Here is a 14,029-nt window from a genome sequence, read left to right as displayed (position 1 = left end):
GGGACCTCCGCCGCCTCCGCCAGGTCCGCGAAGGGATTCGCGGTGGTGCCCCGATCGTCAGCGGGGCTCGTACGGCTTGGGCAGGGGCATGCCCCGGTCGGCCATGATCTGCCGCACGTGGTTGGGGTAGTTGGTGATGATGCCGTCGACGCCCATGTCCATCAGCGCCTCCACCGTCGCCGGATCGTCGCAGGTCCACGGGATGACCTTCAGGCCCCTGGCGTGTGCCTCCTCGACCATCGTCCGGTCGGAGTAGAAGCGGAAGTCCGGGTCGCCGACCTTGCCGCTCTGCGGGAAGCCGTAGTTGGGGGACAGGGCCCTGACGCCGGGGATGGTGGCGGCCGCCTTCACGAAGTCGCCGCCGTAGTCGTCGGCGTCGATCCCGCCGAGCCACGGCGAGGCGCCGGGTTGGCCGACCTGGAGGAAGTCGTAGTTCGTGAGCGCGACGAGGGGCCACTTCGGGGCCAGTTCGTGCATCGCCTTCAGCGCGCCCCAGTCGAAGGACTCGATGGTGACCTGGCGCTCGATGCCCGAGCGGTGGATCTCCTCGTAGACCCGGCGCACGAACAGCGCGCGCGGCGCCGTCTGTTCGGGGGCGCCCGCCTCGACCTTGGTCTCGATGTTCAGCTTGAGCTGCCTGGCGTGGTAGCTCTTGACCAGGTTCAGGACATCCTTCAGCTCGGCCATCCGGAAACCCTTGACCACCTCCTGCTCGGGGAATCCGGGCAGCTGCTGGTAACCGCAGTCCATGGTCTTGATCTGGGCCAGCGTCAGGTCCTTGATGTACTTCCCGACGTACGGGTACATCGGGTCGCCCGGCGTGACGGGCGCCGTGTCGCGGCACTTCACCGAGCTGATCTGCCGGTCGTGGTTGACGACCACCTTCTCGTCCTTGGTGATCTGGGTGTCCAGTTCCAGGGTGGACACACCGAGGCGCATTGCCTTGCCGAATCCTTCGAGGGACTCCTCGGTCGTCATGCCGATGCCGCCGCGGTGGGCCTGCAGGTCGAAGTGCGTCTTTTGGGGCGGCACGCGGGAGCCGTCGTACGCCGTCGCATGGGCCGCTGCCGGGAAGGCGAGCACCGGAGCCAGCGCCAGAGCGGCGAGGGTGTGTCTTGCGGACATCGAAACCTCACTCGGGTCGGTTCGGGCCACGGAAAGACGCTAGTCGGACCCCGGCCCGGCTCAACGGCCCGCACATGAGGACGGCGTGAAATGTGCGTGCGGCCGCGGCCATGACTGGCGGTTCGGCGGGCGGCCGGCGGCCTGGAGTCCGGGTCCGGCATCTCGCGGTCTTTTGTTGCGGCTGGCACTCTTGACAACATGCGTACTGTTTCGCGACGTTTGATCCTCGGCGGACACTTCGGAACCTGAGGATCAACCGCGGAACGACCGTGTACACGGCGTGGAATCGGCTGATACTCAAAGAAGTGGTAGGACGCGGACAGTGCGCCGCGGGGGGACGTCACGGGGGGAGCGGTCGCCGATGCGATCAATGAACTGGGGTCCACACGCTCTACCGGCCTGTGCCGCGGTCGGGTCGTCCCTCGCGGAGCCCGTTGAAGGGCGGTTGATCTGACGTGGACGTCACGATCCACAGAGTCGACGAACTGAGCGCCCCGCTGCGTGCGGCGTGGCACGGGGCGATGGACGAGTCCCCCGAATACGCCAACCCCTTCCTGGCCCCGGAGTTCGCGCTCGGCATCGGCAGATACCGCACCGGCACAAGAGTCGCCGTCCTGCGTGAGGGCGGGGCACCGGTCGGCTTCTTCCCCTACGAGCGCAACGCCTTCGGCGTGGGTCGGGCCATCGGTCTGGGCCTCTCCGACTGCCAGGCGCTGGTGCACCGCCCCGGAGTCACCTGGGACGCCCAGGACCTGCTGAAGGCCTGCGGGCTGTCCATCTTCGAGTTCGACCATCTCGTGGCGGAACAGAAGCCGTTCGGTCGGCACGTCACGGGGATGTTCGCCTCCCCGGTCGTCGATCTGAAACCCGACGAGAGCGGCTATGCGCCGTGGCTGCGCGGCGCGTACCCCGGGCTGGCCAAGACGACGCTGAAGAAGGAACGCCGTCTCGGGCGCGACGCGGGCGAGGTGCGGTTCGAGTTCGACGAGCGCGATCCGCAGATGCTGCGCCGGCTCATGCAGTGGAAGTCCGCCCAGTACCGCAGGACCGGACGGATGGACCGCTTCGCGCGGCCGTGGATAGTGGACCTGGTGGACCATCTCTTCCAGGTCCGCGAGGAGCACTTCACCGGTGTGCTGTCCGTGCTGTACGCCGGCGACCGGCCGGTGGCGGCGCACTTCGGACCCAGGTCGCGCACCGTGCTGGCCGCCTGGTTCACCGCGTACGACCCCGACCTGCACTACTACTCGCCCGGGCTGATGATGCATCTGCGCACCGCCGAGGCGGCCGCCCGGCACGGGGTGACGCTCATGGACCTGGGGCGCGGCGACAAGGAGTACAAGGACTGGCTCAAGACCCGCGAGCTGCGCGTGGCGGAAGGGTTCGCCAGCCGCCCCCACCCGGTCGCGGCGGCCCACCGGCTGTGGCGCAGACCCGTGCGGGGCCTGCGGAACACGGTCAACGCCCATCCCGAGCTGCGCGCACCTGCCGACCGTCTGCTGAAGACGGTCGGCACCCTGCGCACATCCAGACGGATGGACTCCGGCACCGCGAGGCCCCGCACCCGCTGAACAGACCGCGGCGGGGACCTTCCGGCGCCGGGCCGGTCAGCCCTGGCGTCAGCCCGCAGCGAAGTCCGGTCCGCCTGCCGAAGCAAGGGTGTAAGCATGTAATGCACGCCCTTGGGCCAGCGGAAAGGTCGACTCGTGGCCGAGACACTTTCCGAGCCCGACCGCTCCCGTGAGGAGCAGGCCGCGCTCGACTCCTACTCGCAGATCATCACCTCCGTCGCCGCCGAACTCACACCGAAGGTGGCGGCACTGAACGTCGCGCACCGCCGCCCCAGAGGCCGATTCGTCATGGGGACCGGCTCCGCGGTGGTCTTCACCGACGACGGCTTCCTGCTCACCAACGCCCATGTCGTCGGGCGCTCCGACGCCGGTACGGCCTCCTTCGCCGACGGCACGACCACCCCCTTCCACGTCATCGGAGCCGACCCGCTCTCCGATCTCGCAGTGGTACGCGCCGACGGACCGACCCCGCCCCCGGCCAGGCTCGGCGAGGCCGACGCACTGCGGGTGGGGCAGCTGGTCGTGGCGGTCGGCAACCCGCTCGGGCTGACCGGCAGCGTCACCGCCGGAGTGGTCAGCGCGCTGGGCCGGTCGCTGCCGGCGAGCGCGGGCCGGGCGACCCGCGTCATCGACGACGTCGTCCAGACCGACGCCACCCTCCACCCCGGCAGCTCGGGCGGGGCACTCGCCACGGCCGACGGCGCCGTCGTCGGCATCAACACCGCCATCGCCGACGTCGGCCTGGGCCTGGCCATCCCGGTGAACGGCACCAGCCGGCAGATCATCGCGACCCTGCTCTCCGTGGGCAGAGTCCGCCGCGCCTATCTCGGCCTCGCCGGCATCCCCGCTCCGCTGCCGCCACCGCTGCGGGCCCGCACCGGCCGGCCCACCGGTCTGCGGATCGTCGAGGTCGTACCCGCTTCCCCCGCCGCCCGGGCCGGTCTGCGGGACGGCGACCTGCTCCTCACCGCCCACGGCGAACCGGTGACCAGCGCCCAGACACTGCAGCGCCTGATGCTCGAGGACGCCATAGGCCGGCCCCTCGCCCTGACCGCCCTGCGCGGCGATGCCCTCGTGGACGTCATCGCCACACCGGTGGAGCTGGTCGCGGACGACTGAGCGACGGCCTCCGCGCCCCGGCCGGACGCCTGCCGGCTGGGACGCGGGTCTGTCGTCGGGCGCGCCGGCTTGCTGTGGGGCGCGCGGGCTCGCCGTCCGGCACGCGCCCGCCACCCGGCGCCCGCCCTCGGCGCGTGGCAGCGAGCTTGTCGTCAGATGCCTGGCCTCACGGCCTGGCAGGGGCCAGGCACCCGGTGCCCGAGGCGCCCGGGCTCGTGGCCCGGCAATGCGCCCGCCGTCCCGCACCGACCCGCCGCCCCGCGCCCCCGCTCAGGACGGGGCGTGCGAGCTTGCGGCCCGGCGCCCGGGCTTGCCGTCCAACACGTCTACGCCGGGGAGTTCGAACGGACCGGCCTGATCGGTGCCCTCAACCGCTACCGGAACATGGACACTGCCTGGGAGCACCTGGCAGCCCACCACGGAGCCCCCACTGGGCAACCTTCACTGTTTCCTGGGCGGCTCCCTCGACGCGTCCGCCATCTGGCCGGCGGACGCGATCAAGGCGTACTCCATCACCCTTCCCTGTCCGGCCTCCTCTCTCGACGTCCGATGCGCGTCAGGGTGTGCCGTTCCAGCTGTGGGCAACGTCCACGATCACGTGGCCGTCCAGCCGCAGCACGCGGAACGGCAGCCGGGCCCGGACGCCGAGTCCGAGCTGGGTGTCGCCCTCGAAACTGCCGCCGAACCGGGTGTCCCTGAAGGAGCGGTACCCGGTGAGGTCGACGCCCGGCAGCGGACGGCCCGCCCGGGCGGGATAGGTGAGTGCCCCGGTGTTGGGGTCATAGCTGGGCGCATGCACCCGTACCTCCAGGACGGCGCCGCCGCCGACGGGTATGAGTCGACCCGATCCGTCCTGGTAGAGGTGGCTGACGTACCTGACGGAGTAGCCGAGGCTGCTCCGGCCCGCGCCGGGGATGTCGATGACCATCCGGTCGTAGCAGGTGTGGCGGCCGGTCCGGACATTCCTCACCGGCGTCGTCGTGGATGCTGCGCGTGTCTTGGCGAGGCTGCCCCAGCCGGTGGGGCAGGTGACGGTCTGGGCGGTGGTGGCCGGCGCGGCGTCGGCCGGGATCGCGGTCGCTCCCATTGCGGTGCCCAGGAGCACGAGCGCTGCCCATGCGGTTCTGTTGCGTGTTGATCTGCTTCGTCTCATCACGTCCCCCGAAGCATGTTTCGTACTGGTATTTGATGAGACATACAGGATGGCTGAAAGGTTGCGGTTCCTGGCTGGTTATCTTCGAGGGTCTGCTGATGAGGCCCGTCTGCCGTCAGCGGGGGCCGTACGTCCAGCGCCCGCCCAGCATGGTGGCGTGCACCGGCATCTCCCGCAGCGTGCGCGCGTCCGCCTCCAGCGGATCCACGTCGACGACCACCAGATCGGCCGCGTCACCCACCCGGAGCCGCGTACGTCCCTGCGCCGACGCGGCGAGTGCCACCGCCACCGGGACCCGCTGCTCCGGATGCCAGGCGGGCCGCCCGTCGTCCGTCCGGTGCACGGCCGCCGCGATGCCCAGCCATGGGTCGAGCGGTGAGACGGGGGCGTCGGAGCCGAACTCCAGCCGGGCGCCGGACGCCAGCAGGTCGGCATAGGCGAAGGCGCGCCCGGTGCGCCCGGCCCAGTGCCGGTCCGCGACATCACGGTCGTCGGTGGCATGCGCGGGCTGCACCCCCGCGGTGACGCCCAGCTCCGCGAACCGCGGCACATCGGCGGCCGTCAGTAGCTGGGCGTGCTCGATGCGCCCCGGGCAGCCGACGGCCGCGAACGCGTCGAGCGCGAGGGTGTTGGCCCGGTCACCGATCGCGTGCACGGCGGGCAGGACGCCATGACCGACGGCATGCCGCATCAGGCGCACCAGCTCCTCGTACGGTGTCTCCTCGATGCCGTACGCCTCCTGTGTGCCTTCGAGCCCGGGGTAGGGGTCGCAGCACAGCGCGGTGCGCGTGTTGAGGGAGCCGTCCGTGAACAGTTTGAGCGGGCCGACCTGGACCAGGCCCCCGGTGCCGGGCAGTACGTCACCCGTTCTGAGCCCGCGCTCGACTGCTGCGTCCAGGTGCCGGGGATAGATGGCCGCCTGTACCCGCACGGCGAGCGGCGAACTCGCCGCCCGTCGGCTCCAGTCGGCGAGGTTGTCGGAGAAGTGGAAGTCGATGACGCCCGTCACGCCCCGCGCGGCCGCATCCCGGCAGGCATCCGCCACCCACTGGTCGAGGACCTCGGCAGACACCTCGGGCAGCGCCTGCATCGCCTCGAAGCACTCGTGCTCGCGCAGCAGGCCCGTCGGGTGATCACCCCGGCCGACCGACGCCAGACAGGCCGAGTTCAGCCACGCGGTATGCAGATCGGCGCTGATCAACGCGACCGGCCGGTCCGGGCACACCGCGTCGAGCAACGCCTTGTGGGGCACGTCCGGCCACAATCCGTCCCGGAAGCCCTGCCCCATCAGCACCTCGCTCCCGGACCGGCCGGCCGAGTGCAGTCGCACGGCTTCGGCGACCTCCCGCGCGGAGTGCAGGCCGGAGAGATCCACCCGGTGACGGTTGCCGGCCCACTGTGCGGCATGCACATGGGCGTCCCACAGGCCCGGCAGTACGGTCCGCCCGTCCATGTCGAGCACCGGGCCCGGGTGGTCGTCCGCCTCCCTCGCGACGGCGCCGACCTTGCCATCGGCGATGTGCACGCTGCCCAGCGGCCCGCCCGCACCCAATCGCACCCGGGCGAGCGTCAGCGCAGGTGTGCCGAGTTCGTCCGGCGAAGGGGCGGGTATGCCGTCGAGGCTCGTCATCAGGGCTCCAGTCACGAGGTCACATACGGCAGGGCGGGACAGCTGGTCGCTGTCCCGCCCCCTTGGTGAGCTGCTCCCCAGGCTACGCGGCGATCGAACTGCGCAGGCGTGTGGAGCTTCGGTAGGTGGAGATGCCCACGGCCAGCAGCCAGTAGCTGAGAATCGCCCCCATCAGCGCGGTCGTGCCCCAGCCGTTCGCCGCGTAGAAGTGCGCGGGTGTGTTGCCGAAGAACAGGGACGGCACGAAGGCCAGGTTGATTGCGGCGAGGAGGTAGGCGGAGCGGCCGATCCAGCGCGGCAGCAGTTCGGTGCGTGCGACGGTGTAGCCGACCGCGGTGAGGAAGAGGCCGAGCATCAGCCGGGAGATCGACCCGTAGAGGATGTACGTGCCGTTGACCGTGATGGTCGGATCGATCGGATGGTCGGTGGCGATGACCGCGCCTGCCTCCAGTCCCATGGAGACCAGGGTGACGGTCGCGTAGACCAGCCCGGTGGCGAAGGCCATCGAGCCCGCCCACTCGTAGTCGGGACGCGTGTGCTTGACCAGTTCACGGAACGCTGTCACGAACACGACCAGGCACGCGAGGGCGACGATCCCGAGGAGCAGCCTGGTGAGCACGTTCGCGTCCGGCGGCGAGCCCGAGTAGACGAAGTACAGGGGCACTTCGACGATGAGCGCGGCCGCGGCGGCGATGCCGGCTCCGCCGGTCAGACGCCTGGCGAAGGTTTCGTTCATGGGAGTTCCCCCGAGTCCGTGAGGTGGATTCCGAGTCGGTCCGTTTGTCCGACGTCATGAATCCTTCCGGCCGCGGGGCCTCTCGTCCCTGGGCCTGAGTGGCGGATGCGGGGTGGTGCTGCCGACACCTCCCGTCGGGGCCTCAGCCCAGCGCCCGGTCCAGGTTGAACGCCGCGCTGATGAGCGCGAGATGGGTGAACGCCTGCGGGAAGTTGCCCTGTTGCTCGCCGGTGTGGCTGATCTCCTCGGCGTACAGCCCCAGATGGTTGGCGTAGGTGAGCATCTTCTCGAAGGCAAGACGTGCCTCGTCGATGCGCCCTGCGTGGACCATGGCCTCGACGTACCAGAACGAGCAGATGGAGAAGGTGCCTTCGTCGCCGCGCAGTCCGTCGGGGCTGGCCATCGGGTCGTAGCGGTAGACGAGGGAGTCGGACACCAGGTCGTGGGTGAGGGCGTCGAGGGTGGACAGCCACTTGGGGTCGGTGGGGGCGATGAACTTCGTCAGCGGCATCATCAGGACGGCCGCGTCGAGTACGTCGTCGCCGTCCTCGTGCTGGACGAACGCCTGCCGGGTCTCGGACCAGCCCCGCTTCATGATCCGCCGGTAGATCGTGTCGCGGCACTCGCGCCAGCGCGGCAGATCGGCGGGCAGGCCGCGCCGGTTGGCCATGCGGATGGCCCGCTCGATCGCCACCCAGCACATCAGGCGGGAGTAGAGGAAGTTCTTGCGGCCACCGCGGGTCTCCCAGATCCCCTCGTCGGGCTGGTCCCAGTGCTCGCACACCCAGTCCACCAGTGCGCACACGTCGTCCCACTGGGCGCTGGAGATGGGCTTGGCCCACTTGTCGTAGAGATAGATCGAGTCGATGAGGGCGCCGTAGATGTCCAGCTGGAGCTGGTCGGCGGCCGCATTGCCGATCCGTACCGGTGCGGAGCCCCGATGTCCTTCCAGATGGTCGAGTTCGAACTCGGTGAGGTCGGTGCGGCCGTCGATGCCGTACATGATCTGCAGGGGCGCGGACTGCCCGTCGGCGCTCGGACTGACGTGCCGGGTGAGGAACTTCATGAACGCCTCGGCCTCTTCGGTGAAGCCGAGCCTCAGCAGCGCGTACACGGCGAAGGCGGCGTCGCGGACCCACACGTACCGGTAGTCCCAGTTGCGTTCGCCGCCCAGCTGCTCGGGCAGGCTCGTGGTCGGCGCGGCCACGATCGCGCCGGTGGGCGCGTAGGTGAGTAGCTTCAGGGTGAGGGCGGAGCGGTGCACCATCTCCCGCCAGCGGCCACGGTACTTGGAGGCGGACAGCCAGCGCCGCCAGTACGCCACCGTCGTGCCGAACTGCTCCTCCGCCTCCAGCTTCGCGCAGCGGCGCGGCTCCACTTCGCCGCCGACCTGGTCCAGCGCGAAGACGGCCGTCTCGCCCTCGGAGAGCTTGAAGTCGGCGCGCGCGTCCTGCCCGTCGGCCTCCAGCGGCACGGTCGCCGTCAGCGCCAGCGACAACCCCTCGGACTCGAACACCGCAACCTCGCCGGCCAGGCGCACGGTGTGCGGCCGGGCGCCGTAGTCGAAGCGCGGGGCGACCCGGGTACGGAACGGGATGGAGCCGCGCACGCACACCACCCGCCGGATCAGCCGGTGCCGCTCGGTCTCGACGGCGCCGCCGTTGAGCGGCATGAAGTCCTGCACCTCTCCGACGCCGTCCTCGGTGAAGAACCGGGTGATCAGGACGTTGGTGTCGGGGAAGTAGAACTGCTTCGTCTTCGCCGGGACGGACGCGGCCAGTTCGAAGGATCCGCCGCGGTCCGCGTCCAGGATCGCCGCGAAGACGCTCGGCGCGTCGAAGGCCGGGCAGCAGTACCAGTCGATGGTGCCGTCGGTGCCCACGAGGGCCACGCTGCGCAGGTCGCCGATCAGACCGTGCTCGGCGATCGGCAGATACCGGGGAGCGTCCCCCCGGACGTCCCGGTCGATCGCTTCTGAGCCCATCGCAGCCTCCCTGCCCCGACACGCATCCCGCGCTCCCAGCCTAGGCGGAATCAGCCACCCGGGCGTGTGGATCGCGGCGGCCGAGCCGCACTGTCGTGAGTCAGACCGCCACGACCGCGATCCCCGCCTCCTCGAAGCCGCGCACCGTCTCCGCGCTCGCCGCCGCGTCCGTGACCAGGGTGTCCACCGACTCGGCCGAGCAGATCCGCGCGAACGCCCGCCGGCCCAGCTTGCTGGAGTCCGCGGCGACGATCACCCGCTCGGCCCGCTCGCACAGCAGCCGGTTGATCGCGGCCTCCGCCTCGTCGTGCGCGGCGGCGCCGTGCGTGACGTCGAACGCGACGACACCGAGCACGGCCACATCGAGGGTGATCTGCCCGAGCACACCGTCCGCGAGCGGCCCGATGAGCTCGTACGACTGCGGGCGCGCCACCCCGCCGGTCACCACGATCTTGAACTGGGGGCGCACGGCAAGCTCGTTGGCGATGTTGAGCGCGTTCGTGACGATGGTGAGCGCGGGGGAACCGGAGGCGAGATCACTGCGCACGGCCAGGGCGCGCGCCACCTCGGTGGTGGTGGTGCCGCCGGTCAGCCCCACTGCCTCGCCGGGCGCGACGAGGTCGGCCACCGCCTTCGCGATCCGCTGCTTCTCGGAGGCGTGCCGGGCCGTCTTGTAGCGCAGCGGCAGCTCGTACGACACCCCGTGCACGACGGCGCCGCCCCGGGTGCGCACGAGCATCTGCTGCTCGGCGAGCTGGTCGAAGTCGCGCCGGATCGTCGCGGCCGAGACCTCCAGCTCGGCGGCCGCCTCCTCGACGTCCAGCCGGCCGCGCTCGACGAGCAGCTCCAGTAGCGCCTTCCAGCGGGCGTCCCGCGACATGACCCACCCTCCGTTCCTCGATCTCCCGGCGACCCTAGCGCACCCCCTCTGCGCTCGAATGCTTGATTCTGCTCGAAAGCGCGCTGTATCTTGCAGGAACAATCAAACGGCGCGCAGTAGGCCAGGGGATCACACCAGGGGAGGGGTCCGGCATGACCCATGTCGAGGACGAGCTGACCAGCCAGCCCGAGTGCTGGATACGGGCCGCATCGCAGGCGGACCGGTACCGCGGGGTGCTCCCGGCGCCGGGCGAGCGGGTCGCCATCGTCGGGTGCGGCACCTCGTACTTCATGGCGCAGGCGGCGGCCGCACTGCGCGAGGGCGCCGGGCAGGGCGAGACGGACGCCTTCGCCGCCTCCGAGTTCCCGTACGGCCGCCCGTACGACCGTGTCGTGGCCCTGACCCGCTCCGGCACCACCACCGAAGTCCTCGGCCTGCTCGGCAAGTTGAGGGGACATACGCGGACGACGGCGATCACCGCCGACCCGGACACGCCGGTCATGGCGGCCGCCGACGATGTCGTCGTGCTCGACTACGCGGACGAACGGTCCGTCGTGCAGACGCGGTTCGCCACGACCGCGCTGACCCTGCTCCGTGCCCATCTGGGCCTGCACACCGACACTGTCGTCACCGACGCCCGCACCGCCCTGGCGACCCCGCTGCCCGAAGGTCTCGTCGCCTGCACGCAGTTCACCTTCCTGGGCCGGGGCTGGACGGTGGGCCTGGCCAACGAGGCCGGGCTGAAGATGCGCGAGGCCTCACTCGCCTGGACCGAGGCCTACCCGGCGATGGAGTACCGGCACGGCCCGATCAGCATCACCACCCACGGCACGGCGGCCTGGATGCTCGGCGACGCCCCCGAGGGCCTGGCCGAACAGGTGCGCGCCACCGGCGGGTTGTGGATCGCGGGCACGCTCGACCCGCTCGCCGAACTGGTCCGCGCCCAGCGCCTCGCGGTCGCCGTCGCCGCGGCCCGCGGATTCGACCCGGACCAGCCCCGTCACCTCACCCGCTCGGTGATCCTCGCGCCCTGACCGTTCGGTAGGAAGCCTTGACCCTTCGGTAAGGAGAAGCCGTGCCCCTCGTCACCACCGGCCACCTCGTCACCCGGGCCGCCGCCGAGCACTCAGCCGTCGCCGCCTTCAACATCATCACCCTGGAACATGTCGAGGCCGTCGTCGCCGGCGCCGAGGTCGCGCAGGCCCCCGTAGTCCTCCAAGTCAGCGAGAACGCGGTCAAGTTCCGCTATGGACGGCTGCTCCCGCTCGCCCGCGCGGCCGTCGCCGCCGCCGAACGCGCCTCCGTTCCCGTCGCGTTGCACCTCGACCACGTCCAGAGCGACGACCTGCTGCGCCAGGCCGCGGACGCCGGATTCAGCTCCGTGATGTACGACGCGGCTCGTCTTCCCTACGAGCAGAACCTCGCCGCGACCCGGGCCGCCGTCGACTGGGCGCACGCCCAAGGGCTGTGGATCGAGGCCGAGTTGGGGCAGGTCGCGGGCAAGGCGGGCGAGCCGCCGCTGGACGCCCACGCGCCCGGCGCCCGCACCGATCCCGCCGAGGCGCGCACGTTCGTCGCCGACTCCGGCGTGGACGCCCTTGCCGTCGCCATCGGCAGCACACACGCCATGACCACCCGCACCGCCACGCTCGACCACGAGCTCCTCAAACGGCTCTCCGCCGCCCTGGACGTGCCCCTCGTCCTGCACGGCTCCTCGGGCCTACCGGACGACGAGCTCACCGCGGCGGTCGCGGGCGGCATCGCCAAGGTGAACGTCGGCACCGCCCTCAACATCGCCATGACGGGCGCCATCCGTGACTTCCTGGCCGCCCACCCCGAGGCGGTCGACTCGCGCAAGTACCTGAGTGTGGGAAGGGAGGCGATGGTGCGGGCGGTGACCGGAATTATTCGCACTGTCGGCCGACGCGCCGCCTGATCACTTCTTGACCGCCTTCAGCACCACGAACTTCGGGTCTCCGGCGACCAGTTGACTGTTGCCGAACACCTTGCGCAACTTCACGTGGTACCCCAGATGCCGGTTGCCGACCACCCACATCTCGCCGCCGGGACGCAGCACACGCCGCGCCCCGGTGAACATCCGCCACGCCGTCATGTCGGTCGTCGCCTGGTGCGAGTGGAACGGCGGATTGCTCAGCACGAGGTCGACACTCCCGTCCGGCACCCCCGCCAGCCCGTCCCCGACCCGGAACTCCGCGTGCCCCGGCACCCCGTTCGCCTTGTACGTCGCCTCCGCCGAGGCCACGGCCTGGAACGACTCGTCCACGAACAGCACCTCGGCCGCCGGATCGGCCACCGCCACCGCCGTACCGACCACCCCGTTGCCGCAGCCCAGGTCCACCACCCGCCGGGCGCCGAGCGCGGTGGGCAGATGCTGCAGGAAGAAGCGGGTGCCGATGTCGAGGCGGTCGGCGCAGAACACGCCCGCGTGGTTGACCACGGTGCGCCCCGAGACCGAGCCGATGCCGTCGGGCAGCGCATAGCTGTACGGCCACGGGTTCGCGGCTCGCCCCGGCGACGCATCGGGCGTGCAGAAGATCAGCCGGGCCTTCCGCTCGGCCAGGGAGGTCCTGGTCGGCCCCAGGATCCGCTCGAACAGCTGCAGCGTCGAGGTGTGGATCTCCTTGACCATCCCGGTGCCGACGACGACCGTCCCCTCGTGCACCGCGGGCGCCAGCCGGAGCAGCTGGTCCTCCAGCAGCGCAAGACTCTTCGGCACCCTGACCAGCAGGACGTCGACGCGCTCGGGCGGCGGATCCTGGGTGGTGAGCAGCCGTACGGCACCGGTCTCGACGCCGGCCCGGTCCAGGTTCGCCCGGGTCGCCTCCTGCGCGAGGAACGAGTCGGTGATCTGCACGGGCCCGTGCGCCGCGAGCGCGGTGACCAGGGCGCCCCAGCGGTCGCCGAGAACCACGACCGTGCCGGACAGCGGGACCTTCTCGGCCGCGAGGTGCCTCAGCAGGTACTCGTCGGAGGCGTCCCAGGCACGCAGCCTCTCGCGCGGGTCCTCGGGGAAACGGGCCAGCGCGAGCTCGCCCCACGGCGTCGTCATACGGTCGTTCATCGTGCGTCAAGGCTAGCCGAGCCGCAGCTCAGACCCGGTCGGCCGGGCGCTTCGGGCAGGATGGAGACCATGGAAGCCGAGCTGTTTCCCCGAGCGCGTACGGAGGTCGCGCCGGGCGCGGTGCATGTGCCGGACTGGCTGGACACGGTGCAGCAACGGGAACTGCTGGAGGCCTGCCGCGCCTGGGCCCGACCTCCGGCCGGGCTGCGCACGGTCCGCACACCCGGCGGCGGCACGATGACCGCCCGGCAGGTCTGCCTGGGCCGGCACTGGTATCCGTACGGCTACGCCCGCACGGTCGTCGACGGTGACGGTGCTCCGGTGAAGCCGTTTCCCGGGTGGCTCGACGAGCTGGGGCGACAGGCGGTCACCGATGCCCTGGGGACGCCGACGCACTCGTACTCGTACGACATCGCACTGATCAACTTCTACGACGCGGACGCCCGCATGGGCATGCACCGCGACAGCGACGAGAAGGCGGACGCGCCAGTGGTGTCGCTGAGCCTCGGCGACACCTGCGTCTTCCGCTTCGGGAACACCGGGACCCGGGCCAAGCCGTACACGGACGTCGAGCTGCGCAGCGGCGATCTCTTCGTGTTCGGCGGGCCGTCGCGGCTCGCCTACCACGGGGTGCCGCGCGTCTACGCGGGCACCGCGCCCCCGGAGTTGGGGCTGTCCGGACGTCTGAACATCACGCTTCGGGTCAGCGGCCTGTAGCTCGACGTAACTGCGGATCATGGGAGACTCGC

General features: G+C 70.9%; 12 protein-coding genes and 1 pseudogene. 6 read left to right on the top strand and 7 right to left on the bottom strand.

Features of this window, described 5'->3' with window-relative positions:
- Nucleotides 1–57 precede the first annotated feature (57 nt).
- Nucleotides 58–1,125 carry a glycerophosphodiester phosphodiesterase family protein gene (locus tag P2Q00_RS07210; protein WP_275770635.1) on the bottom strand — a complete coding sequence of 356 codons (1,068 nt, stop codon included), beginning with the start codon at nt 1,123–1,125 and terminating at the stop codon, nt 58–60.
- 455 nt (nt 1,126–1,580) lie between these two features.
- Between P2Q00_RS07210 and P2Q00_RS07205 the strand changes: the two genes are divergently transcribed.
- From P2Q00_RS07205 to P2Q00_RS07195, 3 genes and pseudogenes are all read left to right on the top strand, one after another.
- Nucleotides 1,581–2,696 (top strand): GNAT family N-acetyltransferase, encoded by a 1,116-nt coding sequence (locus P2Q00_RS07205; protein ID WP_275770633.1) that lies wholly within the window; start codon nt 1,581–1,583, stop codon nt 2,694–2,696.
- Nucleotides 2,697–2,831: 135 nt separating this feature from the next.
- The gene (locus P2Q00_RS07200) at nt 2,832–3,815 is read left to right on the top strand and encodes a S1C family serine protease (RefSeq protein WP_275770632.1); all 984 of its coding nucleotides are present in this window, start codon (nt 2,832–2,834) and stop codon (nt 3,813–3,815) included.
- 324 nt (nt 3,816–4,139) lie between these two features.
- Nucleotides 4,140–4,338: pseudogene (locus P2Q00_RS07195) on the top strand (alpha/beta hydrolase); the annotation flags it as partial.
- 33 nt (nt 4,339–4,371) lie between these two features.
- On the opposite strand, the gene P2Q00_RS07190 reads toward P2Q00_RS07195, so the two are convergent.
- The 5 genes from P2Q00_RS07190 to P2Q00_RS07170 form a co-directional block, all read right to left on the bottom strand.
- Nucleotides 4,372–4,968: an AMIN-like domain-containing (lipo)protein gene (locus tag P2Q00_RS07190; protein WP_439145897.1), complete on the bottom strand. Its 597-nt coding sequence runs from the start codon at nt 4,966–4,968 to the stop codon at nt 4,372–4,374.
- Between the two features lie 115 nt (nt 4,969–5,083).
- The gene (locus tag P2Q00_RS07185; RefSeq protein ID WP_275770629.1) at nt 5,084–6,598 is read right to left on the bottom strand and encodes an amidohydrolase; all 1,515 of its coding nucleotides are present in this window, start codon (nt 6,596–6,598) and stop codon (nt 5,084–5,086) included.
- 82 nt (nt 6,599–6,680) lie between these two features.
- Nucleotides 6,681–7,334 (bottom strand): hypothetical protein, encoded by a 654-nt coding sequence (locus tag P2Q00_RS07180; RefSeq protein ID WP_275770628.1) that lies wholly within the window; start codon nt 7,332–7,334, stop codon nt 6,681–6,683.
- Nucleotides 7,335–7,476: 142 nt separating this feature from the next.
- Nucleotides 7,477–9,318: a glycoside hydrolase family 15 protein gene (locus tag P2Q00_RS07175; RefSeq protein ID WP_275770627.1), complete on the bottom strand. Its 1,842-nt coding sequence runs from the start codon at nt 9,316–9,318 to the stop codon at nt 7,477–7,479.
- Between the two features lie 100 nt (nt 9,319–9,418).
- Nucleotides 9,419–10,198, bottom strand: coding sequence for a DeoR/GlpR family DNA-binding transcription regulator (locus P2Q00_RS07170; protein WP_275770625.1), 780 nt, complete (start codon nt 10,196–10,198; stop codon nt 9,419–9,421).
- A 152-nt stretch (nt 10,199–10,350) separates the two neighbouring features.
- On the opposite strand from P2Q00_RS07170, the gene P2Q00_RS07165 reads away from it, so the two are divergent.
- Both P2Q00_RS07165 and P2Q00_RS07160 read left to right on the top strand, forming a co-directional pair.
- Entirely contained in the window at nt 10,351–11,232 is an 882-nt protein-coding gene (locus tag P2Q00_RS07165) for an SIS domain-containing protein (RefSeq protein ID WP_275770623.1), read from the top strand.
- Between the two features lie 41 nt (nt 11,233–11,273).
- Nucleotides 11,274–12,134, top strand: coding sequence for a class II fructose-bisphosphate aldolase (locus P2Q00_RS07160; RefSeq protein WP_275770621.1), 861 nt, complete (start codon nt 11,274–11,276; stop codon nt 12,132–12,134).
- Here P2Q00_RS07160 and P2Q00_RS07155 read toward each other — a convergent pair whose 3' ends face one another.
- The gene (locus P2Q00_RS07155; RefSeq protein ID WP_439145899.1) at nt 12,135–13,268 is read right to left on the bottom strand and encodes a methyltransferase; all 1,134 of its coding nucleotides are present in this window, start codon (nt 13,266–13,268) and stop codon (nt 12,135–12,137) included.
- A gap of 81 nt (nt 13,269–13,349) precedes the next feature.
- Here P2Q00_RS07155 and P2Q00_RS07150 point away from each other — a divergent pair, with 81 nt between their 5' ends.
- On the top strand, nt 13,350–13,997 hold the full coding sequence (locus P2Q00_RS07150; protein WP_275770617.1) for an alpha-ketoglutarate-dependent dioxygenase AlkB family protein: 648 nt from the start codon (nt 13,350–13,352) through the stop codon (nt 13,995–13,997).
- Nucleotides 13,998–14,029: the final 32 nt, after the last annotated feature.

Source organism: Streptomyces coacervatus (assembly GCF_029223485.1).
Classification (GTDB): domain Bacteria; phylum Actinomycetota; class Actinomycetes; order Streptomycetales; family Streptomycetaceae; genus Streptomyces; species Streptomyces coacervatus.
The sequence above is the reverse complement of the archived record's forward strand: the minus strand, read 5'-3'. Positions and strand labels throughout refer to the sequence as shown.